General features: G+C 65.4%; 22 protein-coding genes. 15 read left to right on the top strand and 7 right to left on the bottom strand.

Features of this window, described 5'->3' with window-relative positions; all coding sequences use genetic code 11:
* Positions 1 to 72 precede the first annotated feature (72 nt).
* Together ACP156_RS09345 and serB are read left to right on the top strand one after the other, a co-directional pair.
* Positions 73 to 600, top strand: a complete 528-nt coding sequence (locus ACP156_RS09345) for a GrpB family protein (RefSeq protein WP_425051044.1) — start codon at positions 73 to 75, stop codon at positions 598 to 600.
* A gap of 63 nt (positions 601 to 663) precedes the next feature.
* Positions 664 to 1536: a phosphoserine phosphatase SerB gene (serB, locus tag ACP156_RS09340; RefSeq protein WP_425051043.1), complete on the top strand. Its 873-nt coding sequence runs from the start codon at positions 664 to 666 to the stop codon at positions 1534 to 1536.
* Between the two features lie 28 nt (positions 1537 to 1564).
* Here the strand turns inward: serB and ACP156_RS09335 are convergent, their stop codons facing one another.
* A complete protein-coding gene (locus tag ACP156_RS09335) occupies positions 1565 to 2560 on the bottom strand; it encodes an asparaginase (RefSeq protein WP_425051893.1) in 996 nt (331 codons plus the stop codon).
* A 176-nt stretch (positions 2561 to 2736) separates the two neighbouring features.
* On the opposite strand from ACP156_RS09335, the gene ACP156_RS09330 reads away from it, so the two are divergent.
* The 8 genes from ACP156_RS09330 (at position 2737) to hslV (ending at position 12828) form a co-directional block, all read left to right on the top strand.
* Positions 2737 to 3264 (top strand): invasion associated locus B family protein, encoded by a 528-nt coding sequence (locus tag ACP156_RS09330; RefSeq protein WP_425051042.1) that lies wholly within the window; start codon positions 2737 to 2739, stop codon positions 3262 to 3264.
* Between the two features lie 40 nt (positions 3265 to 3304).
* Positions 3305 to 3790 carry a tRNA (adenosine(37)-N6)-threonylcarbamoyltransferase complex ATPase subunit type 1 TsaE gene (tsaE, locus tag ACP156_RS09325; RefSeq protein ID WP_425051041.1) on the top strand — a complete coding sequence of 162 codons (486 nt, stop codon included), beginning with the start codon at positions 3305 to 3307 and terminating at the stop codon, positions 3788 to 3790.
* Positions 3783 to 4787, top strand: a complete 1005-nt coding sequence (locus tag ACP156_RS09320; protein ID WP_425051039.1) for an aminoglycoside phosphotransferase family protein — start codon at positions 3783 to 3785, stop codon at positions 4785 to 4787. The genes tsaE and ACP156_RS09320 overlap by 8 nt, the downstream gene beginning before the upstream one ends.
* Positions 4774 to 5460 carry a nucleotidyltransferase family protein gene (locus tag ACP156_RS09315; protein WP_425051038.1) on the top strand — a complete coding sequence of 229 codons (687 nt, stop codon included), beginning with the start codon at positions 4774 to 4776 and terminating at the stop codon, positions 5458 to 5460. Before ACP156_RS09320 ends, ACP156_RS09315 begins: the two co-directional genes overlap by 14 nt.
* Complete coding sequence (gene addB, locus ACP156_RS09310; protein ID WP_425051037.1) at positions 5453 to 8407, top strand: double-strand break repair protein AddB; 2955 nt, start codon at positions 5453 to 5455, stop codon at positions 8405 to 8407. The genes ACP156_RS09315 and addB overlap by 8 nt, the downstream gene beginning before the upstream one ends.
* Entirely contained in the window at positions 8404 to 11778 is a 3375-nt protein-coding gene (gene addA / locus ACP156_RS09305) for a double-strand break repair helicase AddA (RefSeq protein ID WP_425051036.1), read from the top strand. The genes addB and addA overlap by 4 nt, the downstream gene beginning before the upstream one ends.
* Positions 11779 to 11838: 60 nt before the next feature.
* Positions 11839 to 12159: a thioredoxin gene (trxA, locus tag ACP156_RS09300; RefSeq protein WP_275632053.1), complete on the top strand. Its 321-nt coding sequence runs from the start codon at positions 11839 to 11841 to the stop codon at positions 12157 to 12159.
* A 111-nt stretch (positions 12160 to 12270) separates the two neighbouring features.
* A complete protein-coding gene (gene hslV / locus ACP156_RS09295) occupies positions 12271 to 12828 on the top strand; it encodes an ATP-dependent protease subunit HslV (RefSeq protein WP_425051035.1) in 558 nt (185 codons plus the stop codon).
* A 101-nt stretch (positions 12829 to 12929) separates the two neighbouring features.
* Here the strand turns inward: hslV and ACP156_RS09290 are convergent, their stop codons facing one another.
* Positions 12930 to 15404 carry an NAD-dependent epimerase/dehydratase family protein gene (locus ACP156_RS09290; RefSeq protein WP_425051034.1) on the bottom strand — a complete coding sequence of 825 codons (2475 nt, stop codon included), beginning with the start codon at positions 15402 to 15404 and terminating at the stop codon, positions 12930 to 12932.
* Positions 15405 to 15603: 199 nt separating this feature from the next.
* Between ACP156_RS09290 and hslU the strand changes: the two genes are divergently transcribed.
* The 3 genes from hslU (at position 15604) to ACP156_RS09275 (ending at position 19365) form a co-directional block, all read left to right on the top strand.
* Positions 15604 to 16911, top strand: a complete 1308-nt coding sequence (hslU, locus tag ACP156_RS09285; RefSeq protein ID WP_425051033.1) for an ATP-dependent protease ATPase subunit HslU — start codon at positions 15604 to 15606, stop codon at positions 16909 to 16911.
* Between the two features lie 92 nt (positions 16912 to 17003).
* Positions 17004 to 18098, top strand: a complete 1095-nt coding sequence (locus ACP156_RS09280) for an alpha/beta hydrolase (RefSeq protein ID WP_425051032.1) — start codon at positions 17004 to 17006, stop codon at positions 18096 to 18098.
* 43 nt (positions 18099 to 18141) lie between these two features.
* Positions 18142 to 19365, top strand: coding sequence for an MFS transporter (locus ACP156_RS09275; RefSeq protein WP_425051031.1), 1224 nt, complete (start codon positions 18142 to 18144; stop codon positions 19363 to 19365).
* On the opposite strand, the gene ACP156_RS09270 is transcribed toward ACP156_RS09275, so the two are convergent.
* Genes ACP156_RS09270 through ACP156_RS09260 form a run of 3 tightly spaced genes read right to left on the bottom strand, consistent with a single transcriptional unit; the run spans position 19348 to position 21643 of the window.
* Complete coding sequence (locus tag ACP156_RS09270; RefSeq protein WP_425051030.1) at positions 19348 to 19950, bottom strand: Smr/MutS family protein; 603 nt, start codon at positions 19948 to 19950, stop codon at positions 19348 to 19350. The two genes, ACP156_RS09275 and ACP156_RS09270, sit on opposite strands and share 18 nt — an antisense overlap.
* Positions 19947 to 20987: a murein transglycosylase A gene (locus tag ACP156_RS09265; protein ID WP_425051029.1), complete on the bottom strand. Its 1041-nt coding sequence runs from the start codon at positions 20985 to 20987 to the stop codon at positions 19947 to 19949. Before ACP156_RS09265 ends, ACP156_RS09270 begins: the two co-directional genes overlap by 4 nt.
* Positions 20984 to 21643, bottom strand: a complete 660-nt coding sequence (locus ACP156_RS09260) for a Tim44/TimA family putative adaptor protein (protein ID WP_425051028.1) — start codon at positions 21641 to 21643, stop codon at positions 20984 to 20986. The genes ACP156_RS09265 and ACP156_RS09260 overlap by 4 nt, the downstream gene beginning before the upstream one ends.
* Positions 21644 to 21777: 134 nt before the next feature.
* Between ACP156_RS09260 and ACP156_RS09255 the strand changes: the two genes are divergently transcribed.
* Complete coding sequence (locus tag ACP156_RS09255; RefSeq protein ID WP_425051027.1) at positions 21778 to 22272, top strand: FxsA family protein; 495 nt, start codon at positions 21778 to 21780, stop codon at positions 22270 to 22272.
* Positions 22273 to 22334: 62 nt separating this feature from the next.
* Positions 22335 to 22871 (top strand): protein-export chaperone SecB, encoded by a 537-nt coding sequence (secB, locus tag ACP156_RS09250; protein WP_425051026.1) that lies wholly within the window; start codon positions 22335 to 22337, stop codon positions 22869 to 22871.
* A gap of 67 nt (positions 22872 to 22938) precedes the next feature.
* On the opposite strand, the gene ACP156_RS09245 is transcribed toward secB, so the two are convergent.
* Positions 22939 to 23250 (bottom strand): type II toxin-antitoxin system RelE/ParE family toxin, encoded by a 312-nt coding sequence (locus ACP156_RS09245; protein WP_425051025.1) that lies wholly within the window; start codon positions 23248 to 23250, stop codon positions 22939 to 22941.
* Complete coding sequence (locus ACP156_RS09240; RefSeq protein ID WP_425051024.1) at positions 23231 to 23482, bottom strand: type II toxin-antitoxin system ParD family antitoxin; 252 nt, start codon at positions 23480 to 23482, stop codon at positions 23231 to 23233. The genes ACP156_RS09245 and ACP156_RS09240 overlap by 20 nt, the downstream gene beginning before the upstream one ends.
* Positions 23483 to 23530: the final 48 nt, after the last annotated feature.

The raw sequence follows: 23530 nt of genomic DNA, 5'->3' as shown, positions 1-23530 counted from the left end.
TTCTGCTTCACACCCGGGAAATTTGCGTTAAGTGGGCCTTGGGGCGCCTTCCACGGGCGCAATGGGTTGAACATGATCGAGACGCAACACAGCGCCATCGGCCTGCGCCATGGCACCTTGGTGCATGTACCGTATCGCGAACGCTGGCCGGAGCTGTTCCAGGCCGAGCGCGAGATGCTGCGCGAGGCCATCCCGTCGCCCGAGGCGGAAATCGAGCATATCGGCAGTACCTCGGTCCCCGGCCTCATGGCGAAACCGATCATCGACATCGCGGTCGCCGTTCCCGAGGCCGATCACGACGACACCGCCGGTTCGCTGGAAGACCTGGGCTATGTCGATCGCGGGCATCGTAGCGGGCGGTTGTTCATCCGCCTGCGGGACGAGGACGTCCGCACCCACAACCTGCATCTTTACCACCCCGACGATCCGGCGATGCGCGATCAGATCGTGTTCCGCGACGTTCTGCGGCGCGATCCCAAGGTCGCTCACGCCTACGCCGCGCTGAAATACGGCATCGCCCAGCGCGCCAGCCGGACCGAGTATGCAGAGGAAAAGGCGCTGTTCATCCGCCGCATTCTTCTGGAAGCCTCGCTTCACTAAGGGGCTTGGTTGTCGCCCCGCGCCGTGATTAATGGCGCCCGTTCCCGAACCGGAGGCGCCGACATGCAGACCGTAACCCTGATCTCCGCCCCCGGCGGGCTGGACGGCGCCGCCGTCTCGGCCCTGCGCAACGCATGGGGCGGCGGCGAGATCCGCGTTCTGTCCTCCACCGAGGCCGCCGCGTTCGACATTCCCGAAATCCCCGCGAATCGCTGGGATGTCTGGGACAGCTTCCAGCAGCAGGGTGTCGATCTTCTGGTTCAGCCCGCAGGCGACCTGCGCCGCAAGATGCTGTTGGCCGACATGGACTCGACCCTGATCCAGCAGGAATGCATCGACGAACTGGCCGCCGAGGCCGGCGTCGGAGAGCAAGTTGCCGGGATCACCGCCCGCGCGATGAACGGTGAACTGGAATTCGAGGGCGCGCTGAAGGAACGGGTCGCGCTGCTGAAGGGTCTGCCGGTGTCGATCATCGACAAGGTCCTGTCCGAGCGGATTACCTATATGCCCGGCGGTCGCACACTGGTTGCCACGATGAAGGCGAACGGCGCTTTCGCGATGCTGGTCTCGGGCGGCTTCACCGCCTTCGCCGCGCAGGTGGCCGAGGCGCTGGGCATGGACGCACACCGCGCCAACACCCTGATCGTCGACAAAGACACGCTGGCCGGAACCGTGGCCGAGCCGATCCTCGGCCGCGACGCCAAGGTGCAGGCGCTCAAGGAACGCACAGCGCAGCTTGGGATTTCCGAAAGCGACGTACTGGCGGTGGGCGACGGGGCGAACGATCTTGGCATGCTGACGCTTGCAGGAACCGGTGTCGCCCTGCACGCCAAGCCCGCGGTGCAGGCCGAATGCGACCTGCGCATCAACCATGGCGACCTGACCGCGCTGCTGTTCCTTCAGGGATACGCCCGCGACGCCTTCGTGACGGACTGATCCAGCCCGTCACGCGGAATAATCGTCTCTAAACCAGTGCAGGCGCGGGCCTGATCTCTCCGGTGGTCATGCCCCGGCGGTTCGGGATCGGCGGGTTCATCCGCTTGATCGTCGCCGGATGGTTGCGGTCAAGCACCCCCAGCCGGACGAGAATCGCCGCCAGCGCGCATTCGCTCGCACGGGTCGCACCGTCGGCGATCTTCAGCGCAAGTCCCATGCCCAGTTCCGGCAGGATGCCCACGAAAACACCCTCTGCCCCGGTCTTCAACGCACCGCGACCGTCAAGCGCCCGCATCAGTTCGGTACAGGCGCGCCCCTCTCCGGCGACAAGGCTTGGATGCGCCATCATCGCATCCCGCAAACGGGCCGCCGCCGCATCACGCCCGCCACCGCCCTGCCCCGCCGCCGCAAACCGCGCCATCGCCCGCGCCAGACCATGCACAGAGGTTGCGAAATTCGGCGCGGCGCAGCCGTCGATGCCGTAGCATGGCGAGTCCATCCCGGTGACTTCCTCGAACGCCTCGCGCGCGGCTTTCTGCACCGGGTGGTCGATCTCGACATACTCGGTCCCGCCGCCAAGATGACGGTTCAATGTGAGGAAGCCGGAATGCTTGCCGGAACAGTTGTTGTGCCACTGGCAAGGCTGCCCGTGCGCCCGGATCATCGCGTGGCCCGTCTCTTCGTCGCGGGGAAATTCCTCGCCGCACCGCAGGTCGGCGTCGGTCATGCCAAGGTCCGACAGCCAACGCTCGACCCGTTCGGTGTGTTCGGGCGCGCCTTGGTGCGACGCGCAGGCCAGCGCAAGGTGTTCGGTGGTCAGACCGGCCGCATCGGCGGCGCCGCTTTCGACCAGCGGCAGGCCCTGGATCATCTTCGCCGAGGACCGCGGATAGATGATCCGGTCTGGATCGCCCCACGCTTCGACGATCGCGCCGGTGGAATCACAGACCACCGCATGCCCCAAATGAGACGATTCCAACAACTCGCCACGCCAGACTTCGACGAGGGCTTCTGCTTCTTTCATCATTTTTCCTTCAAGCCTGCGCGATTTTCCGCTGCCAGCCCTTTCACAGATCGGCAGTTTTCCGTTATCGTCCTGCCAGTTGATTGAATATCGCATGCCCGCCCATGAAGGTCACGCGAGACGGACTGCCGGCGGCAGCGAGAGGCAGTATGAAACGGCTGGAGGCTGTGAGACGAATGCAATCAGGTCTTGGTCTCGGCGCACTGTGCGCCGCGATTCTGATGACGCCGCTGAGTGTCGATGCGCAGGAATCCCGAAATCGTGTGGCCGCTCACACGGACTGGAGCGTGTTCGAGGCTCAGGACCCGGCGCAATGCTGGAGTGTATCCAGCCCCAAGGAAACGGTGAACACGCGTGACGGGCGTGTCGTGGCTGTGCGCCGCGGCGACATCCTGCTGTTCGTATCGTACATCCCGAACTCGAACGTGGCGGGCCAGGTGTCCTTCACCGGCGGCTATCCCTTTGCTGACGGCTCGACCGTCACGCTTCAGGTCGGCGACGAAAGCTTCGACCTGTTCACGCGGGGCGAAATGGCGTGGGCGAAAGACCCGGCGGAAGACACCCGCATCGTCGAGGCGATGAAGGCCGGGGCCGAAGCGGTCCTGACCGGACGCTCGTCGCGCGGGACCCAGACCGAGGACACGTTCTCGCTGTTCGGGTTCACCGCGGCAGTCGACGAGGCGGCGCAGCGCTGCAGCAACTGACGCGCTTGCGGCGGCCTTACGGCTTGGCCACAGTGGCGGCATGACGGCTTTCGAGCAGACGCTGACATTCTCATCAGACACAGAGACCGCGGCATTTGCCGCGGGTCTTGCCGCGCGTCTGGGTCCCGGCGATGTGATCCTGCTGCAAGGCGGGCTTGGCGCCGGAAAGACCCATTTCGCGCGGTCGCTTATCCAGTCGCGGCTCGCCGCCGTGGGTCTGTCCGAGGATGTACCATCGCCGACCTTCACGCTGGTTCAGGTCTATTCCGACGGCGCGACCGAAATCTGGCACAGCGACCTGTACCGGCTGACAAGCCCCGACGAAGTTGCCGAACTGGGGCTGGGGGACGCCTTTGCCGACGCGATCTGCCTTGTGGAATGGCCCGACCGGCTGGACGACATGACGCCCTCGGGCGCCCTGACGCTTGAACTGGCGATGACCGACCGCGAGGGCGAGCGCGTCGCGCGTTTGTCCAGCGAGGACGCCCGCTGGCAGGCCATCGTGCCGGACATGGCCGATGTCTGATCGCGCGGCGCTGTGTTCGGACTTCCTGTCCCAAGCGGGATGGGGCGACGCCACCCGCGCGCCGCTGGCGGGCGATGCCTCGGCCCGCCGCTACGAACGGCTGTCGCTGGGCGACCGGACCGCCGTTCTGATGGACGCTCCGGCGGATCAGGGGCAGGACGTCCGGCCCTTCGTTCGGATCGCGGCGCTGCTTTCGGCGCAGGGTCTGTCGGCTCCGGATGTTCTGGCGCAGGACGCCGACGCCGGGTTCCTTCTACTGGAAGACCTCGGCGACGCCCTGTTCGCCCGGCTGATCGAAAAGGACCCCGCGCGCGAGACCGGCCTATACCGTGCCGCCGCCGAGACGCTTGTCGCGCTTCGGAAAATGCCGGTGCCGGAAGATTTGCCGGTCTTCACTCCCAAGCACATGGCGCAGATGATCGAACCCGCCTTCGACTGGTTCGCCAAGCCGCTTGGCCGACCCGTCGAGACAGCCGATCAACAGGCGCTTTTCACCGTGTTCGAGACTGTTCTCGACCAGACCATCGGCGAGACCTTCGCGTTTTGTCTGCGTGACTGCCATGCCGAGAACTTGCTGTGGCTGCCCGACCGCACGGGGCTGGCCCGGGTCGGTCTTCTCGACTTTCAGGACGCCGTCGCGGCGCATCCGGCCTATGATATGGTCTCGTTGCTGCAGGACGCCCGGCGCGATCTTTCGCCCGCGCTCGAACCCGAGATCATCGCGCATTACGTCTCGCTTACCGGGGACGACCCGCACGCCTTCCGCTGCGCCTATTCCGCCATCGGCGCCCAGCGCCACCTTCGGATTCTCGGGGTATTCGGGCGCCTGTCGCTGCATTTCGGCAAACCGCATTACATCGACTTCGTGCCCCGTGTCTGGCAGCACCTGATGACCTGTCTGGGCACTCCGGGGCTGGAGGACCTGCGCGCCGCCGTGTTGCAGGTTGTGCCGGAACCCATGGCGCTGGATCGCCTGAGGTCCCATGCCGAAGCCTGACGCCGCCCTTCTGTTCGCCGCCGGTTTCGGAACCCGTATGCGCCCATTGACCGACGCGCTGCCGAAGCCGCTGGTCAAGGTCGCTGGACGCCCGCTGTTCGACCATGCCCTGTCGCTGGTGCGCGACGCGGGGATCGGGACGGTGGTCGCCAACACCCACTACCTTGCCCCGCAGATGGCCGCGCATCTGGAACAGGCCGGCGTGACCCAAAGCCACGAGCCCGAGATCCTGGACACCGGCGGCGGCCTGAAGGCCGCGCTTCCCCTGATGCCCGGCCAGGCCGTGCTGACGCTTAACACCGATGCCGTCTGGACCGGCGGCAACCCGGTCAAGGCGCTGCTGGACCAGTGGGACCCGACCCGGATGGACGCGCTGATGATGCTGATCGACCGTGATCGCGCAGTGGGCCACAAGGGCAAGGGCGATTTCCTTGTCGCGGACGACGGGCGGCTGACCTACGGCCCGGGACAGATCTATTCCGGCCTGCAGATCATCAAGACAGAGCCGTTTCGGGTCATGTCAGAGACTGTTTTCAGTATGCACGCCGTCTGGAAGGCGCTGCTTGCCGACAACCGTCTGTTCGGCATGTCCCATGACGGCCGATGGTGCGATGTCGGTTACCCCGAAGCGATCCCGATGGCCGAGACGATGCTGAGCGATGCCCATGTTTGACCCGACCCCCGGCCCCCGCATCTTTGGCCTGCCCCCCGGCGCCGACTTCCCGCGCGCGGTGGTCGATGGCCTGCTGGCCCGCATGGCGGGCCAACCGCCCGAAGCGCTGGCGCGGGTCGAGATCTTCGTGAACACCCGCCGCATGCAGCGCCGGATGAAAGAGCTGTTCGACAACGGCCCTGCCCGCCTGCTGCCCCGCATCCGGCTGGTCACCGATCTGGCGACCGAGGCGGCCTTTGCCGACATTCCGCCCGCCGTGCCCCCCCTGCGTCGGCGGCTGGAACTGACGCAACTCGTCGCCGCGCTGCTGGAACGGCAACCCGATCTTGCCCCCCGCGCCTCGCTGTTCGATCTGGCCGACAGCCTTGCGGGACTGATGGACGAGATGCAGGGCGAAGGCGTGTCGCCCGACACCCTTGCCAACCTGAACGTCGAGGATCAGTCCGGCCACTGGCAGCGCAGCCTGTCCTTCGTCACCTTGGTGGAACAGTTCCTTCGCGACGATCACGACGCCCCCGACGCCGAGGCGCGGCAGCGGCGGGTTGTGGACGCGCTGGTGAAACGCTGGGCGACCCAGCCACGCGAACATCCCGTGATCGTCGCCGGCTCTACCGGCTCGCGCGGGGCTACCGCCACCTTCATGCGCGCCGTCGCCGCCTTGCCGCAGGGCGCGCTGATCCTGCCCGGTTTCGACTTCGACCTGCCCTCGCCCGTCTGGGATATGCTGGACGACGCGATGGCGTCCGAAGATCATCCGCAGTTCCGCTTTTCGAAGCTGCTGGCCGGCGTGGACTCCCACCATTCCGACGTGCGCGAATGGCAGCCGGACACCGCGCCGAACGCTCCGCGCAACCGCCTTTTGTCGCTGGCTCTGCGACCCGCGCCGGTCACCGACCAGTGGATGAACGAGGGGCAGGAACTGGACGGCGCGCTGACCGACGCCACCGCCGACGTGACGCTGATCGAAGCCAACTCGTCCCGGGCCGAAGCGGGGGCGATCGCGCTGGTGCTGCGCGATGCTGCCGAACGCGGGAAAACCGCCGCGCTGATCACGCCCGACCGGGTTCTGTCGCGGCAGGTGACCGCCGCGCTTGACCGTTGGGGCATCGAGCCGGACGACAGTGCCGGTCGACCGCTTCCGCTGACCGCACCGGGCCGGTTCCTGCGCCACGTCGCCGGGCTGGCCGGTGAAAAGCTGACCTCCGAGGCGTTGCTGACCCTGCTGAAGCACCCGCTGACGAACTCCGGATCGGAACAGCGCGGTCCGCATCTGCTGCACACCCGCGAGCTGGAGCTGAAGCTGCGCCGCTGGGGTCCGCCCTTCCCGACGCCCGCCGACCTGCTGGACTGGGCCGCGAAGGGGGACGAGACCCGCGTCGCCTGGGCGAACTGGCTGGCTGGGTGCGTCGCCGGTCTAGAGCACGTCGGCACCCGCAGTCTGACGGATCATCTCGACGCCCATATCACGCTTGCCGAACGCCTTGCCGCCGGTCCTTCGGGCGAAGGATCCGGCGAGCTTTGGCTGAAGGAAGCCGGCCGCCAAGCGCTGCACTGGGTCGAGGCGTTGCGGCAAGAGGCGGCGCACGGGGGAAACCTGGGTCCGCGCGATTATCAGTCTCTGTTTCAGGCGGTTTTGCAGCGAGGCGAGGTCCGCGAGGCCGTGGGCACCCATCCCGGCATCATGATCTGGGGCACCCTGGAGGCCCGTGTGCAGGGCGCAGACGTGGTGGTGCTTGGGGGCCTGAACGAAGGCGTCTGGCCGGAAGCACCGCGACCCGATCCGTGGCTGAACCGCGCCATGCGGCACGAGGCCGGTCTGTTGCTGCCCGAACGCCGTATCGGGCTTGCCGCGCATGACTTCCAGCAAGCCGCCGCCGCGCCCGAGGTCGTCATCACCCGCGCCATTCGCGACGCCGAGGCGCAGACGGTCCCGTCGCGCTGGCTTAACCGGCTTGCCAACCTGATGGCGGGTCTCAGCGACGAAAGCGCCCGCGCGCTGGCCACGATGCGCGCCCGTGGCGCCGCGTGGCTTTCTCTCGCCGAAGCGCTTGACGCGCCGACACCGCAGATGATCGCGGCCAACCCGCCGGCCCGGCGCCCCGCGCCCAGCCCGCCCGTCGATGCGCGGCCCAAGGAACTGTCGATCACTGAAATCCAGACGCTGATCCGCGATCCCTATGCCGTCTACGCGCGGCGGGTGCTGGGGCTGAACCGGCTTGACCCGCTGCGGCAACAGCCGGACGCGCCCCTGCGCGGGACCGTTCTGCATGAGTTGCTCGACCGTTTCATCAAGGCGGGACCGGTCGACGATATCGACGCCGCCCGCCAACGCCTATTCGCGCTGACCGACGAGGTTCTGGAGGAACACGCGCCCTGGCCCGCCGCCCAGCGCATGTGGCGCGCCCGCGTGGCGCGGTTCGCCGACTGGTTCCTGACCGGCGAGATCGAACGCCAGTCTTCGCGCGAGGTTGCGGCGCTGGAACACAAGGGCGGGCTGGAACTGCCGCATCTCGATCTGCTGCTGAAAGGCAAGATCGACCGGGTCGACCGTCTGCCCGACGGACGGCTGGCGATCTACGACTACAAGACCGGCAATCCGCCCAACAAGAACGTGCAGAACCACTTCGACAAGCAGCTTGGTCTTGCTGCCGTCATGGCCGAACGCGGCGCGATCGACAATCTGGACGCCGCCGAGGTGGGAGAGCTTTCCTACATCGGCCTCGGCTCGAACCCGAAGGTCGAAAGCCGACCATGGAGCGCGGGCGAAACGGCGGAGATCTACGAAGGGTTCGTACGATTGATCTCGGCCTACCGGTCGCGCGAGCGGGGCTATGTCTCGCGCCGCGCCGTCGACAAGCAACGCAGCGAATTGCCCTACGACCACCTCGCCCGTTTCGGCGAGTGGGATGAAAGCGATCCGCCGCGGACGCGGGAGGTCGGAGAATGACACTCGACGAAGCCACCCTGAGCCAGAACCGCGCCGCCGATCCGGACATGGCGACGTGGCTGTCGGCCAACGCGGGGTCCGGCAAGACCCGCGTGCTGACCGACCGCGTGGCGCGGCTGTTGCTGAACAAGGTGCCGCCGCAGAATATCCTGTGCCTGACCTACACCAAGGCCGCCGCGTCCGAGATGCAGAACCGGCTGTTCAAACGGCTGGGCGACTGGGCGCTGAAACCTGATGGCGCTCTGGCGCAGGAACTGCACCGGATGGGCGCGACCGACGTCACTTCGCCCGACCGGCTGGCCGAGGCACGCCGCCTGTTCGCCCGTGCCATCGAGACGCCGGGCGGCCTGCGCATCCAGACGATCCACTCGTTCTGCGCCTCGCTGCTGCGCCGCTTCCCGCTGGAAGCCGGGGTGTCGCCGTCGTTTGTCGAGATGGACGACCGCTCGGCCCAGCGGTTGCGGCAGGACGTGGTCGAAGCGATGGCGTCCGGCCCGCAGGTCGACGCAGTGGATGCCGTCGCCGCGCTGTACACCGGCGAGGATCTGGACGGGCTGACACAGGACATCGTCGGGCGGCAGGAAAGCTTCGCACGCCCGCTGGACCGCGCCGCGCTGATGCGGCTGTTCGACTGCCCGGGCAACCTGACGCCCGAGAGATTGCTGGACGACGTGTTCGACGGCAACGAGGCGGACCTGATGACAAGCGTGATCCAGCGCTTGCGGGAAAGCAGTAAGAAGACCGATCAGGGCGACGCCCTGAAACTGGCGGCGCTGAACTGGAACATGCCCAACATGGCCTTGTTAGAGGCTTGTTTCGATCGGTTCCTGTATGGCGAGAAAACGAAGAACCCCTTCGCTGCCAAGACCGACAGGTTCCCGACCAAAGACTGCAAAGCGGCGATGGGATCGCTGGCCGACGACCTGGGCGCGCTGATGGAGCGGGTGCAGGACGCCCGCCCGCTGTTCGTCGCGTTGCAGGCGGTCGAGCGCGCCGACGCGCTGCACCGTTTCGCCGCCGCGTTCCTTCCTGCCTACGAAGCCCGCAAGCTGGCGCATGGCTGGCTGGACTTCGACGACCTGATCCTGAAAACCCGCCACCTGCTTTCCGATCCGGCGGTGGCGGACTGGGTGCTGTACCGGCTCGACGGCGGGCTGGACCACATCCTTGTGGACGAAGCGCAGGACACCAGCCCGGTTCAATGGCAGGTGATCGAAAAGCTGGCGCAGGAATTCACCTCGGGCAAAGGCGCGCGGGACGAGAAGCTGCGCACGATCTTCGTCGTCGGGGACAAAAAGCAGTCGATATATTCCTTCCAAGGCGCCGATCCCGAAGAATTCGACCGCATGCGCGACCATTTCCGCGAGCGGCTGGAGGGCGTCGGCCACCCGCTGCAACGGCGCGAACTGGAATTCTCGTTCCGGTCGAGCGCCGCGGTCCTGCGTCTGGTCGACACGCTGTTCACCGAGGTTCCCGGCGCGCTGATGGAAATGGACGCCCGCCACCGCGCGTTTCATGCCGACCTTCCGGGGCGGGTCGATCTGTGGCCCGCCGTGCCGGTGGCAGAGGCGGCGGAACCGGTGCATTGGTACGACCCCGTCGACGTGCTGGCTGAGAACCATCACGACGTGGTTCTGGCCCATGCCATCGCCAGGAATATCCGCGAAACCATCGCATCAGAGACGATTCCGGCCCCCAACGGCACGCGCCGCAGGGTGAAGGCGGGCGACTTCCTGATCCTCGTGCGCCGCCGGTCGACGCTGTTCACGGAACTGATCCGCGCCTGCAAGGCCGAAGGTCTTCCGGTGGCCGGGGCCGACCGCCTGAAGCTGGGCGGCGAACTGGCGGTGAAGGATCTCGCCGCAGTCCTGTCCTTCCTCGCCACGCCCGAAGACGACCTGTCGCTTGCCGCCGCGCTGCGATCTCCGCTGTTCGGCTGGTCCGAGGACGCGCTGTTCCGCCTCGCCGCCGGACGTGGCCGCGCCTATCTGTGGAACGCGCTGCGGGACCGCGCCGCCGAGTATCCCGAGACGATGACGGTTCTGGACGACCTGCGCGGACAGACCGACTTTTTGCGGCCCTACGATCTGATCGAACGCATCCTTGCCCGGCATGACGGACGCCGGAAGCTGTTGGCACGGCTGGGGTCCGAGGCCGAGGACGGCATCGACTCGCTTCTGAATCAGGCGCTGGCCTACGAGCGGATGGAGGTGCCCAGCCTCACCGGGTTCCTGACGTGGCTGGAAACCGACGATGTCGAGGTCAAACGCCAGATGGACAACGCGGGCGACCAGATCCGCGTGATGACGGTGCATGGGTCCAAGGGCCTGGAAGCCCCCATCGTGATCCTGCCCGACACCAACAAGCGCCGTTCGCCGATGCTGGACGAACTGGTGACGCTGGAGGGGGGCGAGACGGTCTGGAAAACGCCGTCCGGCATGCAGCCCGAGGTGATGAAGGACGCGCTGGACGACAAGAAAGCGGCGCAAGCAGCCGAGGCGCTGCGCCTGCTGTACGTCGCGATCACCCGCGCCGAGACGTGGCTGATCGTGGCCGCCGCCGGTGACACCGGCGAGCCGGACGATTGCTGGCACGGGATGATCGAACAAGCGGTCGAGAAGATGGGCCCGGTGCCGATCGAAACGCCTGTGGGCGAGGGGCTTCGTGCGAAGCACGGCAACTGGGACGCGGGCGCGCTGGTCGACACGCTGCCGTACACCCGCGAGACGCCGGCGCTGCCCGTGTGGATCGACCGGCATCTTCCTCAGACCGAGGCGGTGCGCACCCTGTCGCCCAGCGATCTGGGCGGTGCGAAGGTCGTCGGCGCGGAACCGGACGAGGGCGATCTGGACACCGCGCTGCGGCGCGGGCGGATGGCGCACCTGCTGCTGGAACACCTGCCGCTGGTGCCCGAGGCGGACCGCGCGCGGATCGGACAGCAGCTGTTGGAGCAGGGGACGGACCTGCCCGCGCCCGGCGAGGTCGAGATGATCGTCGGCGACGTCGGCCGTATCCTGCAAGACAGGTCGCTCGGCTTCCTGTTCGCACCCGAGGTGCTGTCCGAGGTCGATCTGTCCGCCACGCTGGCCGAGCTGGGCGAGGCGCGCATTCACGGCACGGTCGACAAGCTGCTGGTGACGGATGACACCGTGCTGGCCGTCGACTTCAAGACCAACCGCATCGTGCCCGACAGCGCGGAACAGGTGCCGCTTGGCGTGTTGCGGCAGATGGCGGCCTATGACCTGGCGCTTCGTCAGATCTATCCACAGCACTGGGTCGAAACGGCGATTCTTTGGACAACGGTTCCCGCGCTGATGCGTCTTCCCCACGACATCGTGAGGGCTTCGTTGCAAAACTGGCCAACATCTTGACCATGCGGGGGGCGCTACTTACGTTCGCCCTCGACCGAATTGATGCCAAGGAGATGTACCATGGCCACCGTAGCAGTCACCGACGACACCTTCGAAACCGAAGTCGTCAACTCTGATGTCCCCGTCGTGGTGGACTTCTGGGCCGAATGGTGCGGCCCCTGCAAGCAGATCGGCCCGGCGCTTGAAGAGCTGTCGGACGAGTACGCTGGCAAGATCAAGATCGCCAAGGTGAACGTCGACGAGAACCCGTCGATGCCGGCCCAGCTGGGTGTTCGCGGCATTCCGGCCCTGTTCCTGTTCAAGGACGGCCAGGTCGTGTCGAACAAGACCGGCGCCGCGCCGAAAGCCGCGCTGAAGGGCTGGATCGACGACGCCGTCTGACCCGCGCGACCACACGATTAGCCAGGGCGCCTTCGGGCGCCCTTTGCTTTGGCGGGGTTGCCCACGCGCCGCCCCGGTTCCATATCAGGCCGAACGAAGAAGGAGGCCTTCATGGCGGAGAACGAGTTTCCGGGCTGGCACGGCACGACCATCATCGGCGTCAAGAAAGGCGGCGAGGTGGTGATCGCGGGCGACGGGCAGGTGAGCCTTGGCAATACCGTGATCAAGGGCACCGCCCGCAAGGTGCGGCGGCTGTCGCCGGGCGGGTACGACATCGTCGCCGGGTTCGCCGGCTCGACCGCGGACGCCTTCGCGCTGCTGGAACGGCTGGAGGCGAAGCTGGAGGCGACGCCCGGCCAGCTTCAGCGCGCTGCGGTGGAATTGGCGAAGGACTGGCGCACCGACAAGTACCTGCAAAAGCTGGAAGCGATGCTGATCGTATCCGACGGCGCCGAGCTGTACGTGATCACCGGTGCGGGTGACGTGCTGGAGCCGGAACATGACGTCACCGCGATCGGGTCGGGCGGCAACTATGCGCTCGCCGCCGGTCGTGCGCTGATGGACACCGAGCTGTCGGCGGAAGACGTGGCGCGGAAATCGATGGCGATCGCCTCGGACATCTGCGTGTTCACCAACGGCAACCTGACGGTCGAGACGATCCGGAAGTAGGGGGCGCTGCCCCCGTCTCCTTCGGAGTCTCCCCCGAGGTATTTCAGAAGAGAAGAAGACAGGGCGGTTCCATTGCGGGCCGCCCTGTTTCGTTCTTCGGCTCAGACGATAAGGCGGTTCCAGTCGTCGTAGTTCTGATCGACGTCGCCCTTCGGGATCGACAGCGCGATCAGCGCCGCGCCGGCGACGAAGCTGAAGCCCATCAGCCACAGGCTGGCGCCGGTCATGAACGGCGCGAACATCAGCACCACGCCCAAGAGCGCATTCATGAACCGGACCGGGCGCGCCGCGATGGCCAGCGCCGTGACCGAGAAGGTCAGGACCAGCGCGCCGACCACGTGGTTCACCCCGGCCATTCCGTTGTCCCATGTGATCAGGATCGGCGACAGCATCAGCACCGCGCCCACCGCCATCGAGGCCCAGAGGCTCCAGGGATAGGTCATGCCGCCATCGACCATCTCGTGCACGATGGCTTTCGGGCTGCGCTCGAAGTCGTCGACGATCTTCTCGTCCGGGCCTTCATCGGTGTCGCCGGTGAAGAACACCAGCAGCCATGGCTGGCCCGCCTTGTGGCGGCGTTTCAGGAACTGGTAGGTCGCGATGATCTCGTCGATGGAATAGGGGATCTGGAACAGCATCGCCGCCGCCGCGATCAGGCAGATCGTGCAGTATGTGCCGATCAGGATCGGCTGGATGATGATGAAGAAGATCGACACCGCACCCAGCGGGATGATCATGATCCCGAACAGCACCACCAGCCACGGCATCGTCCGCCAGCGGCGCGACGACCCGATCAGGCCCACCACGATTTCCAGCGCGTAGGTCAGGGCGCCCAGTCCGGCATCGGGGATCGGCCAGGCTTCGGACACGGAGGAGGTGATGATGTCCTCGGTGCCGTTCTTGCCCGGCACGGTGCCGCTGAAGAACGGGTCCCAGACGGCGTCGATGGCGCCAAGCTGGTAGGCGGTCATGTAGCGCGAGGCGATCAGGCCGACGACCGCCAGCAGGATCACCGGCAAGCGCTGGAACCAGTCGGACGGCGAATAGTCCCAGCCCTTTGGCACCGTCGGCCCGGTCTGCGCCGCCATCGGGGACACGCCGGGGGGTGGCCCGACCGCAAGCGCGAAGCCCGTCACCAGCATCCCCACGAGTGTCGAGTTCAGATAGGCCGCGCCGCTTTCGGTCCAGAACACCAGAGGCGCGAACAAGATCCAGATGCCGATGACGGCGCAGGCCCAGCGCGCCATGTTCATCCGCCACGACAGCGACAGGAAGGCCGCGACCAGCAACGCCACGCCGGACAGGACATCGCTGATCGTCATGCCCAGCGAGTCGTAGCCAAGCAGCGGCGGCGAGAACAGCATCCAGACGCCAAGACCCATGTTCGCCCAAGGCGCCCACAACGCGGCGCGGTGGCGTTTGCGATAGTCGGACTCGTGCGTCTGGCGAATCTTTTCCGGGTCGCGGCCGCGCGCCTCGGCGGAGCGCATCCACGCGGGCGGGGTAATGCCGTTGGCATGGTACCACGCCAAGGGGTCGTCCTTCAGCGTGGCGACAAGGCTTTCAAGCCTGTCCTCGATCCGGTGTTTCGGCGTCCAGCCCAGAAGCTTCTGCGCCTTGGCGATGTCCAGCGCATAGTGATCGCTGGACAGGTCGATCATGAAGGGTCTGATAAAGGGCTTTTCGCCTTCATCCAGCGCATCGGGCACCAGCGGTTCGCTTTCCGTTTCGACCCATGCGGCGGTTTTGGCGAAGGGTTTCGGCAGGTTCAGCGTGAACCACTTTCGCTCGCCGTGGATCAGGTTGCCCAGCCGATGCTGCAGCGCGTTGTAGGACATCGCGTGCGGTTCGCCGACAAGGATCGTCTCGTCGGTCGCAAGATCCGCGCGCCGGTCGACCGCGCGCTTGATGGCGTCGGTCATGTCCTCGATATGGATGAACGCCTGCCCGGCATTCGGATCGCCTGCGTAGAAGCGCGATTTCAGACCCCGTTCGTAGATCCGCGCCAGTTGATGCGATAGGGTGGGGACGGCGGTGTCTTCGTCGTAGAGGCCGGCCAGATGCAGGAAGGTCAGCTTGGTCTCGTCGCCAGCCGCGTTGCGGATCGCCTTTTCGGCGCGGGCCTTCGATTGCGGATAGGCCCAGCCGGGGTCGATGGGCGTATCTTCGTCGATGGTCTCGCCGGGGGTGCCTGGGCGATGGACCAGCATGGTGCCGGAATAGACCAGCTGTTCGACATGGAAGTCCTGCAGATGCTCCAACAGCCGGCGCGACCCCTGCACGTTGACGTCTTCGTACATCGGGCGGTCCTTGCCCGAGAAATCGAAGTAGGCGGCAAGGTGGATGACCGAGGCGATCCGGTCGCCGTGCTGCTCGCGCAGTTTCTGCACGGCAAGGGTCATCGAATTGTCGTCGGTCAGGTCGGCTTCGATGATGTCGCAGACCTCGTCGCCATCGAACTTCCGGTCGAAGCCCACGATGCGATAGTCGTTTTCCAGCGCGCGGCACAGCCGCTTGCCGATGTTGCCCCCGGCCCCGGTCATCAACACCAGGGGTTTCATCGTCGGCTCGCCCATCATCTTCTCCCAAGGATCCCGTCGCTTGGAAGGTCAAGCGGTCAGGGCGCGGATGGTTCCATGCCAACAGGCAAGTGATCAGTCTTTTCGGGTATTTGACCGGGCTGCGACGCAGGGTGGGTCGACCCGGCGACACCGCCGCCCCTTGGATTGCCGCGCCGCATGACCTAGATGCCCCGAGACGGAAAAAGGACGCACCATGACTGACCTGACCCCTCGCGAGATCGTCAGCGAGCTCGATCGCTTCATCATCGGCCAGAAGGACGCGAAGCGCGCCGTGGCCGTTGCGCTGCGGAACCGCTGGCGGCGCAAGCAGCTTTCGGACGAGCTGCGGGACGAGGTCTATCCGAAGAACATCCTGATGATCGGCCCCACCGGCGTCGGCAAGACCGAGATCAGCCGCCGCCTGGCCAAGCTGGCCCGCGCACCGTTCATCAAGGTCGAGGCGACGAAATTCACCGAGGTCGGCTATGTCGGGCGGGACGTGGAACAGATCATCCGCGACCTGATGGACACCGCGATGGTGCAGGTGCGCGAGTTCATGCGGGACGAGGTGAAGGCCTCGGCCCACCAGAAGGCCGAAGATCGGGTGATCGAGGCGATTGCAGGCGAGAACGCCCGCGAGCAGACGCGCGAGATGTTCCGCGGCAAGCTTAAGCGCGGCGAGCTGGACGACACGATGATCGAGCTGGATATCGCCGATACCGCGAACCCGATGAGCCAGTTCGAGATCCCCGGCCAGCCCGGCATGAACATGGGCGCGATGAACCTTGGCGATATCTTCGGCAAGGCCTTCGGCGGGCGTACCGTCCGCAAGAAGATGACCGTCGCCGAAAGCTACGAGATCCTGATCGGCGAGGAAGCCGACAAGCTGCTGGACGACGAGGTCGTGAAACAGGCCGCGCTGCAGGCGGTGGAACAGAACGGCATCGTTTTCCTCGACGAGATCGACAAGGTTTGCGCCCGGCAGGAAGCCCGCGGCGGCGACGTGTCCCGCGAGGGCGTGCAGCGCGACCTGCTTCCGCTGATCGAGGGCACGACGGTTTCGACCAAGCACGGGCCGGTGAAGACGGACCATATCCTGTTCATCGCTTCGGGCGCTTTCCACATCGCCAAGCCGTCGGACCTGCTGCCGGAACTTCAGGGCCGTCTGCCGATCCGCGTCGAACTGCGGGCGCTGACCGAAGAGGATTTCGTGCGCATCCTGACCGAGACGGACAACGCGCTGACCCGGCAATACACCGCGCTGATGGGCACCGAGGAAGTGGCCGTCGACTTCACCGACGACGGCATCGCGGCGCTGGCAAAGATCGCCGCCGACGTGAACCAGTCGGTCGAGAACATCGGCGCGCGGCGTCTCTATACCGTGATGGAACGGGTGTTCGAGGAACTGTCCTTCACCGCGCCCGACCGCGCCGGGGATACGGTGACCGTGGACGCCGCGTTCGTCGACAAGAACCTTGGCGAGTTGACGCAATCGGTCGACATGAGCCGCTACGTGCTGTGATCGGCAAAGGGCCGCGGCGTTAGACAGCCGTGGCCTGTCCAAGCTGATTGTCGCAAGGTAAGAGGGACACATCCTTTGGTGGAGTCCCGGCCATGCGGCGGATCGCGGTTCTGATCATCGTTCTTTTCGTTGTCGGCTGCGCGCCACGGGCGCAGATCGTGTTCACGGACGTACCCGAAGTGGCCGATCTGCCGTCACGTTCGCTGTTCGTGGCCACGACCCGCGCGGTCGAGGCCGGGCGGTTCAAGGGCAAGCGGTCCGAAGACCCGTACTACCTGCGTTTCGACGTCACTGTGCCTCCGAAACGGCGGCTGGGCGATGTGCCTTTTGCGACCGACGAGATCGACGCCGAGACGCAGTACCTTGCCAAGGGACGCCGCGTTTATGACAGCGCGGCCGCGTTCCGGTCGGATCTCAGCGCCGCGTTGGCGCGTGTACCCGGCGGCTCGCGCGAGGCGATCATCTATGTCCACGGGTTCAACAACACCTTCGACGAAGGCGTGCTGCGGCTGGCGCAGCTGGCGGCCGATTTCAACATCCATGCCGTGCCGGTCCATTATTCCTGGCCCAGCGCGGGCAAGTTGTTCGGCTATGCCTATGACCGCGACAGCGCGCTGTTCGCCCGCGACGGGCTGGACCGCCTGATCACCGAGGTGCAGCTGTCCGGCGCGCGGACCATCGTGATCGTCGCGCACTCGATGGGCTCGCAACTGGTGATGGAAACGCTTCGCCAGCGTGACATCGCCCGGCCCGGATCGGTCGGGCGCGACGTTGCCGGCGTGGTGCTCATGTCGCCCGACATTGACGTAGACGTGTTCCGCTCGCAGGCCCGCAGGCTTCAGCGGCTGCCGCATCCCTTCGGGATCTTCGTGTCCAAACGCGACCGGGCGCTGAACCTGTCGGCGCGTCTGACGGGACAGGAGAACCGGCTTGGCACCGCCGACGCGAACGCGGTGTCGGACCTAGAGGTCACGTTGATCGACGTCACCAGTTTCTCGGAGGGCAGCGGCCATTTCACCGCTGCTACGTCGCCGCTGCTGATCAGCCTGTTCTCGCGCGTTGCCGATTTCGAGCAGGCGTTCTCGGGCGACAGTTCCGGACGCACCGGCCTGCTTCCGGGCACGATCCTGACCGTGCGCAACGCGACAGAGATCATCCTGTCCCCAGTCACCGAACTGGTCGAGTAGTTTAGCGCTTTCCTTTTGCCGCGGCGGCTGAAAGCAATGCGGCATGGGTTTGATTGCATTTCTGCGTCAGAACGCGCCCTTCCTGTCCGCAGGCGCGATCCTGACGTTCTGCTCCAGTTTCGGCCAGACGTTCTTTATCTCGATCTTCGCGGGAGAAATCCGCGCGGACTATGGCCTGAGCCACGGGGCGTGGGGCGCGATCTATGCCGTGTCCACCATGGCAAGCGCCGGGGTGATGCTGTGGGCCGGAACGCTGACCGACCGGTTTCGGGTACGTGCGCTGGGGCCGTGGATGCTGGGCCTTCTGGTGCTGGCCTGTCTGGCGATGGCGGTCTCTCCGGTGGCGGTGACATTGGCGCTGACGATCTTCCTTTTGCGGTTTCTCGGTCAGGGGATGATGTCGCACATCGCCTATGTCGCGATGGCGCGCTGGTTCGTCGCCACGCGGGGCAGGGCGGTGGCGCTGGCGGCGCTGGGCTTTTCGGTGGGCGAGGCGATCCTGCCGGTAAGTTTCGTGGCGCTGATGGGCGTGGTCGACTGGCGCTGGCTTTGGGTCGTCGCGGCGCTTTTGCCGCTGGCCGCGATCCCGCTGATCCGTCACCTTCTAAAGCTGGAACGCACACCGCAATCCATCGCCGCCGAGGATCCGTCACCCGGAATGGCGGGCCGCTACTGGACCCGCGCCGAAGCATTGCGGCATCCGTTGTTCTGGCTGCTTGTTCCCGCGTTGCTGGGCCCGCCCGCCTTCGGCACCGCGTTCTTCTTCCAACAGGTCCATCTGGCCGAAGTAAAAGGCTGGAGCCACGTCGAGCTTGTCGCGATGTTCCCGTTCTATACCGTCAGCGCGATCTGTTCGCTGTTCGCTACGGGCTGGCTGATGGACCGGATCGGGGCAGGGCGGCTGTTGCCGTTCTACCAACTGCCACTGGCGGCAAGCTTTCTGCTGATCCCGCTGGTGTCCGAACCGATCTGGATGATCGTGCCGCTGATCCTGTTCGGTATCATGCAGGGCTCGCAGAACCCCATCGTCACCGGCTTCAGCGCCGAGTTCTACGGCTCGCGCCACATCGGCGCGATCAAGTCGGCGGTAACGGCGATCATGGTGCTGGGCTCTGCCATCGGGCCGGGACTAAGTGGGTGGCTGATCGACCGGGGCATCCCGTTCCCCGCGCAAATGTGGGGAATAGCGGCCTATCTCATCGTGACATCGATCGTGGTCTGGTTCGCAGTAGAACAGGCGCGGCGCAGTCTACCGGCGGCGGCGTAGATAGACGTAATAAGCGCCGGTCCCGCCGTGTTTGAGATGCGCCTCTGAGACCTGTAGCACCACCGAGTTCAACGGCGCGGTGTTCAGCCAGTGCGGCACCTGATGCTTCAGGATGCCGCGCCGCTGGGGGATCGGGCCGTCGTCGTCACGGTCGCGCCCCTTGCCGGTAATCACCAGAACCAGCCGCCGGTCACGGGCGTGGCTGTCGAAGAGGAACCGCGTCAGCGCCGGATGCGCCTGCGCCAACGTCATGCCGTGCAGGTCGATCTTGCCCTCGGGCTTCAGTTTGCCACGCGTCATCCGCGCGTGCTTCTTCCGATCCATGTTGATCGGCGCGCCCGCAAGGCTTTCGCCGATGGACGGCGCGAAGTCATGGCGCGGCGCGGTGTCCGTCCGTTTCTCGCCCAGCCGGAACGGTGGGACCGGGGCGCCGTTCTTCGACGGCTCGGGCTGCGGCTTGGGCGTTGTCGGTGTCTTGGCGGGAGCGGTCTTGCGCTTGGGGTGCAGGGGGTCGGTCTGCTTCGCGATCCGCTCCCAAAGGGCTTCTTCGTCCGCGGAAAGCGAGCGCGGGCGTCGTTTCGTCATCCGCGGCCCTCGGGGATCAGGGCATAGGCGCGCTGGATCGGCATCAGCACCACCATCCGGCCCGGATCGCGCGCCTTACCGGCGGTGACACCAGCGCGGGTGCCGGTACCAAAGAAGATGTCGGCGCGTTGGGCGCCCTTGATGGCAGAGCCGGTATCCTGCGCGATCATCAATCGCCGCATCGGCGTCGCCCCCGCCTTCTCGATCCACACCGGCGAGCCGAGTTTCACGATGGACGGGTCGACCGCGATCGACCGCATCGCGGTAATCGACCGGTTCATCGCACCCAGCGGACCACGTTCCGGCGGAACCTGCGTCACCTCGCGGAAGAAAACGAAGGACGGATTGTGCCACAGCAGCTCCTGCCCGTCTTGGGGATTGCGTTTGACCCAGTTAGAGATCACCTGCGCCGAAACCTGATGCACGTTGTAAATGCCGCGCCGGACCAGTTCCTGCCCGATGGATTTGTAGTCGTGCCCGTTCTTGTCGGCATAGCCCACCCGAAGATAGCTGCCGTCCTCGAACTTCACACGGCCCGATCCCTGAACGTGCAGGAAGAACAGCGCGACCGGGTCGTCGACCCACGCGATTTCCAGCCCCTTGCCCGCCAGTACGCCATCTTCCTCGATCTGGCGTCGGGTGTAGTAAAGCTGGCCGTTCAGGTCAGCCGGCTTGCTGTAGATCGGATAGCGGTATTTGTCGGTCTTCTCCCGCGATCCGTGCAGTTCCGGCTCGAAATAGCCAGTGAACAGCGCCGGTTCGCCGTCTTCGATCAGGACGGGGCGGAAGAACAGCTCGAAAAAGGTGCGTGCATTCTTCTGATTGGTCGCCAGCGCGCACAGCGACAGCCAATCCGGGTCGCGCATGTCGGTGCAGGTTTCCTTGAACACCTCAAGCGCGGCGGAATGGTCGTCGAACTCCCAGCCCTTCAACTCGTCGAAGGACAGCACAGTGTAGGTGGTATTCTCCTGCGCCCCGGCGGGACCCGACACGGTCAGAACCGCGCCGAGTGCGAATGCCAGGGCACGCCGGATCATTCCCCGGTCGCGACCAGTTTCCAGTTCGGGTCGTTGGACCCCATCACGCGCGCGAAGGTCCAGATGTCCTTCTGGCGCTTGATCTGGTTCGGGTCGCCCTCGATGATCTCGCCCGCCTTGTTGCGGACGGCAGAGGTCAGTTCGCCCACGAAGCGGACGGTGATCTCGGCTTCCTGCGTGTCGCGGTCGAACTCGGCATTGGTCAGCGTCGTCTCACGCACACCGATGAAATTCGCCTCGATCGTCAGGCCCTGATCCTCGCGCGTGCCGATCACGTCGACGAAGGTCTGGTGGACGTCGTCGCCGAGGAAACCGGCGATGTCGTCGATGTCCCCCTTCTCGAACGCCATCAGGATCATCTCGTACGCGCCGCGCGCGCCTTGCAGGAACTCGGTCACCGAGAATCCGGGCTCGATCAGCTTCATCGCGGCCAGCGCATGCGCGTCGTCGGATCCGTCGTCAACGTGGTCGGTGATGTCGCGGTCGGGACCGCCTTCGATCACCTCGAACTCCGGGGCTTCGCGGCGCTGCTGTTCCGGGGCCTGAACGCGCGGTTTCTCGAACCCTTCGCGGGTTCCGAGTACGCTGCGCAGGCGCAGGATGAGAAAGACCGCAATACCGGCCAGAACCAACAACTGAATGATCGCGGAGCTCATCGGACCTCTTTCTGACGGCGCCATCCAGACGCGCTTTCGGGGTGCTCTTGGTGGCATTTGCCACCTGCCGCACATATGTAAGCACTGGTGGTCGGCAAGTCCACCGCAGGAGGAAGTCGTTACACGAGGATATCATGTGGCTTTTCGCGCTTTTCGTCGCGGTTCCCTTGATCGAGATCGCGCTGTTCATTCAGGTCGGCGGTCTGATCGGTCTTTGGCCGACGCTGGCCATCGTTCTGGTGACCGCGATCCTTGGCACCTGGCTGGTCCGCCAGCAGGGCGCGCTGGCTTTGTCCAACGTCAAGCGATCGTTCAATGAACTCAATGATCCGTCCGAGCCGCTGGCCCATGGCGCGATGATCCTGTTCTCGGGCGCGCTGCTTCTGACGCCGGGTTTCTTCACCGATGCCGTGGGTTTCCTTCTGCTGGTGCCCGCCGTGCGTTCGGTGGTCTTCGACTACATCCGCAAGCGGGTGAAGGTTCAGCATTTCGAGACGCGGACGACCCACACCACCTATCGTTCCGGCCCGTCCGGCCCGCGCGGCAACGTCATCGACGGCGATTATACCGATGTGACTCCGCCTCAGGGCAGCGGCAAACCGGGCGACTCGGGCTGGACTCGGCATTGAGGCCCTGACGGCTTGCTGGTAAATGGCATGCCAACAGATTTTTGATCCGAGGGGAGACAGTCATGGCCGAGAACGGCGAAACACAGACGCCGGCCGCCAATGGCGAAGCCGCACAAGCACAGCCCAAGGCGCCGCAGATGCGGATCCTTGCCCAGTTCATCCGCGACCTGTCGTTCGAGAACATCCTCTCGCAGAAGGGTCTGTCGGGCGAAGTGAAGCCGCAGATCTCGGTGCAGGTCGGACTGGACGCCAAACGCCGCCCGGCGGACGGCCAGTACGAGGTGACCACCAAGTACACCGTGACCTCGAAGAACGAGGGCACCGATGACACGCTGTTCGTGATGGAACTGGACTATGCCGGTCTGTTCCACATCGAGAACGTGCCGGACGAACAGATGCACCCGTTCCTGATGATCGAGTGCCCGCGCATGCTGTTCCCGTTCGCGCGCCGCATCGTGTCCGACATGACCCGCGACGGTGGCTTCCCGCCGGTGAACCTCGACAATGTCGACTTCGTCGCGATCTACCGCCAGCAAATCGCCCAGCGGATGCAGCAGCAAGCCGCCGCAGGCGCCGCCGCTGAACAGAAACCCTCCTGATCACAGGATGACCCGAACACCGTAGGGCGCGCCTTCAGGCGCGCCTTTTTTTGTTCGACATCCCCCACTAATCACCCAGAAGCGCTTCCCAGTTTCGCCGGTTGTGCACCACGCGAAGCACTGACACCCAATCGCCTTCGACCCGGTAGATAATCAGGTGGGACCGGTAGGGGTAAAGCCGCACCGCCGGGGAAACTTCGGTCCGTTCGCGAGCGACTTCCGGATTGCGGCACAGGTCATGCAAGCGCTTGTCGAGGTCGCGAAGATAGGTATCGGCCTGATCAACCGACCAGGTTTCAGCAGAATATCTCCAGATCCCGGCAAGGTCATTCTCTGCCGCCGGCGAGAGACGATACCGATCAGCCGTCTTCCGAGCCATGCTCTTTGCGCATACGCGTCAGGAAGGTATCCATGCTGAACTCTGTCGCTGGCCCGCTTGCAAGACCGTCATCGACAAGTTTCTGCAATTCCGCGACCGCCATCTGCCGATCCTGATCACGGCGGATCAGATCGCGTACATAATCACTGGCATTACTGTATCGGCCACTTCGGGCCTGACCTTCGACCCAATCTTTCATAGAGCCGGGCAAAGAGACGTTCATCGTTGCCATTGGCACCTCCATCGCCACCGATGTTGGCAAAGATTGGCAAAGATTGTC

It is taken from the genome of Psychromarinibacter sp. S121 (assembly GCF_049801035.1).
Lineage (GTDB): Bacteria > Pseudomonadota > Alphaproteobacteria > Rhodobacterales > Rhodobacteraceae > Psychromarinibacter.
This window is presented reverse-complemented; position numbering and strand designations above follow the sequence as displayed.

Bases quoted from the DNA above. Each gene is read 5' to 3' on its own strand.
- ACP156_RS09345 (WP_425051044.1), top strand. From the start codon at position 73: ATGATCGAGACGCAACACAGCGCCATCGGCCTGCGCCATGGCACCTTG.
- serB (WP_425051043.1), top strand. From the start codon at position 664: ATGCAGACCGTAACCCTGATCTCCGCCCCCGGCGGGCTGGACGGCGCC.
- ACP156_RS09335 (WP_425051893.1), bottom strand. From the start codon at position 2,560: ATGAAAGAAGCAGAAGCCCTCGTCGAAGTCTGGCGTGGCGAGTTGTTG.
- ACP156_RS09330 (WP_425051042.1), top strand. From the start codon at position 2,737: ATGCAATCAGGTCTTGGTCTCGGCGCACTGTGCGCCGCGATTCTGATG.
- tsaE (WP_425051041.1), top strand. From the start codon at position 3,305: ATGACGGCTTTCGAGCAGACGCTGACATTCTCATCAGACACAGAGACC.
- ACP156_RS09320 (WP_425051039.1), top strand. From the start codon at position 3,783: ATGTCTGATCGCGCGGCGCTGTGTTCGGACTTCCTGTCCCAAGCGGGA.
- ACP156_RS09315 (WP_425051038.1), top strand. From the start codon at position 4,774: ATGCCGAAGCCTGACGCCGCCCTTCTGTTCGCCGCCGGTTTCGGAACC.
- addB (WP_425051037.1), top strand. From the start codon at position 5,453: ATGTTTGACCCGACCCCCGGCCCCCGCATCTTTGGCCTGCCCCCCGGC.
- addA (WP_425051036.1), top strand. From the start codon at position 8,404: ATGACACTCGACGAAGCCACCCTGAGCCAGAACCGCGCCGCCGATCCG.
- trxA (WP_275632053.1), top strand. From the start codon at position 11,839: ATGGCCACCGTAGCAGTCACCGACGACACCTTCGAAACCGAAGTCGTC.
- hslV (WP_425051035.1), top strand. From the start codon at position 12,271: ATGGCGGAGAACGAGTTTCCGGGCTGGCACGGCACGACCATCATCGGC.
- ACP156_RS09290 (WP_425051034.1), bottom strand. From the start codon at position 15,404: ATGGGCGAGCCGACGATGAAACCCCTGGTGTTGATGACCGGGGCCGGG.
- hslU (WP_425051033.1), top strand. From the start codon at position 15,604: ATGACTGACCTGACCCCTCGCGAGATCGTCAGCGAGCTCGATCGCTTC.
- ACP156_RS09280 (WP_425051032.1), top strand. From the start codon at position 17,004: ATGCGGCGGATCGCGGTTCTGATCATCGTTCTTTTCGTTGTCGGCTGC.
- ACP156_RS09275 (WP_425051031.1), top strand. From the start codon at position 18,142: ATGGGTTTGATTGCATTTCTGCGTCAGAACGCGCCCTTCCTGTCCGCA.
- ACP156_RS09270 (WP_425051030.1), bottom strand. From the start codon at position 19,950: ATGACGAAACGACGCCCGCGCTCGCTTTCCGCGGACGAAGAAGCCCTT.
- ACP156_RS09265 (WP_425051029.1), bottom strand. From the start codon at position 20,987: ATGATCCGGCGTGCCCTGGCATTCGCACTCGGCGCGGTTCTGACCGTG.
- ACP156_RS09260 (WP_425051028.1), bottom strand. From the start codon at position 21,643: ATGAGCTCCGCGATCATTCAGTTGTTGGTTCTGGCCGGTATTGCGGTC.
- ACP156_RS09255 (WP_425051027.1), top strand. From the start codon at position 21,778: ATGTGGCTTTTCGCGCTTTTCGTCGCGGTTCCCTTGATCGAGATCGCG.
- secB (WP_425051026.1), top strand. From the start codon at position 22,335: ATGGCCGAGAACGGCGAAACACAGACGCCGGCCGCCAATGGCGAAGCC.
- ACP156_RS09245 (WP_425051025.1), bottom strand. From the start codon at position 23,250: ATGGCTCGGAAGACGGCTGATCGGTATCGTCTCTCGCCGGCGGCAGAG.
- ACP156_RS09240 (WP_425051024.1), bottom strand. From the start codon at position 23,482: ATGGCAACGATGAACGTCTCTTTGCCCGGCTCTATGAAAGATTGGGTC.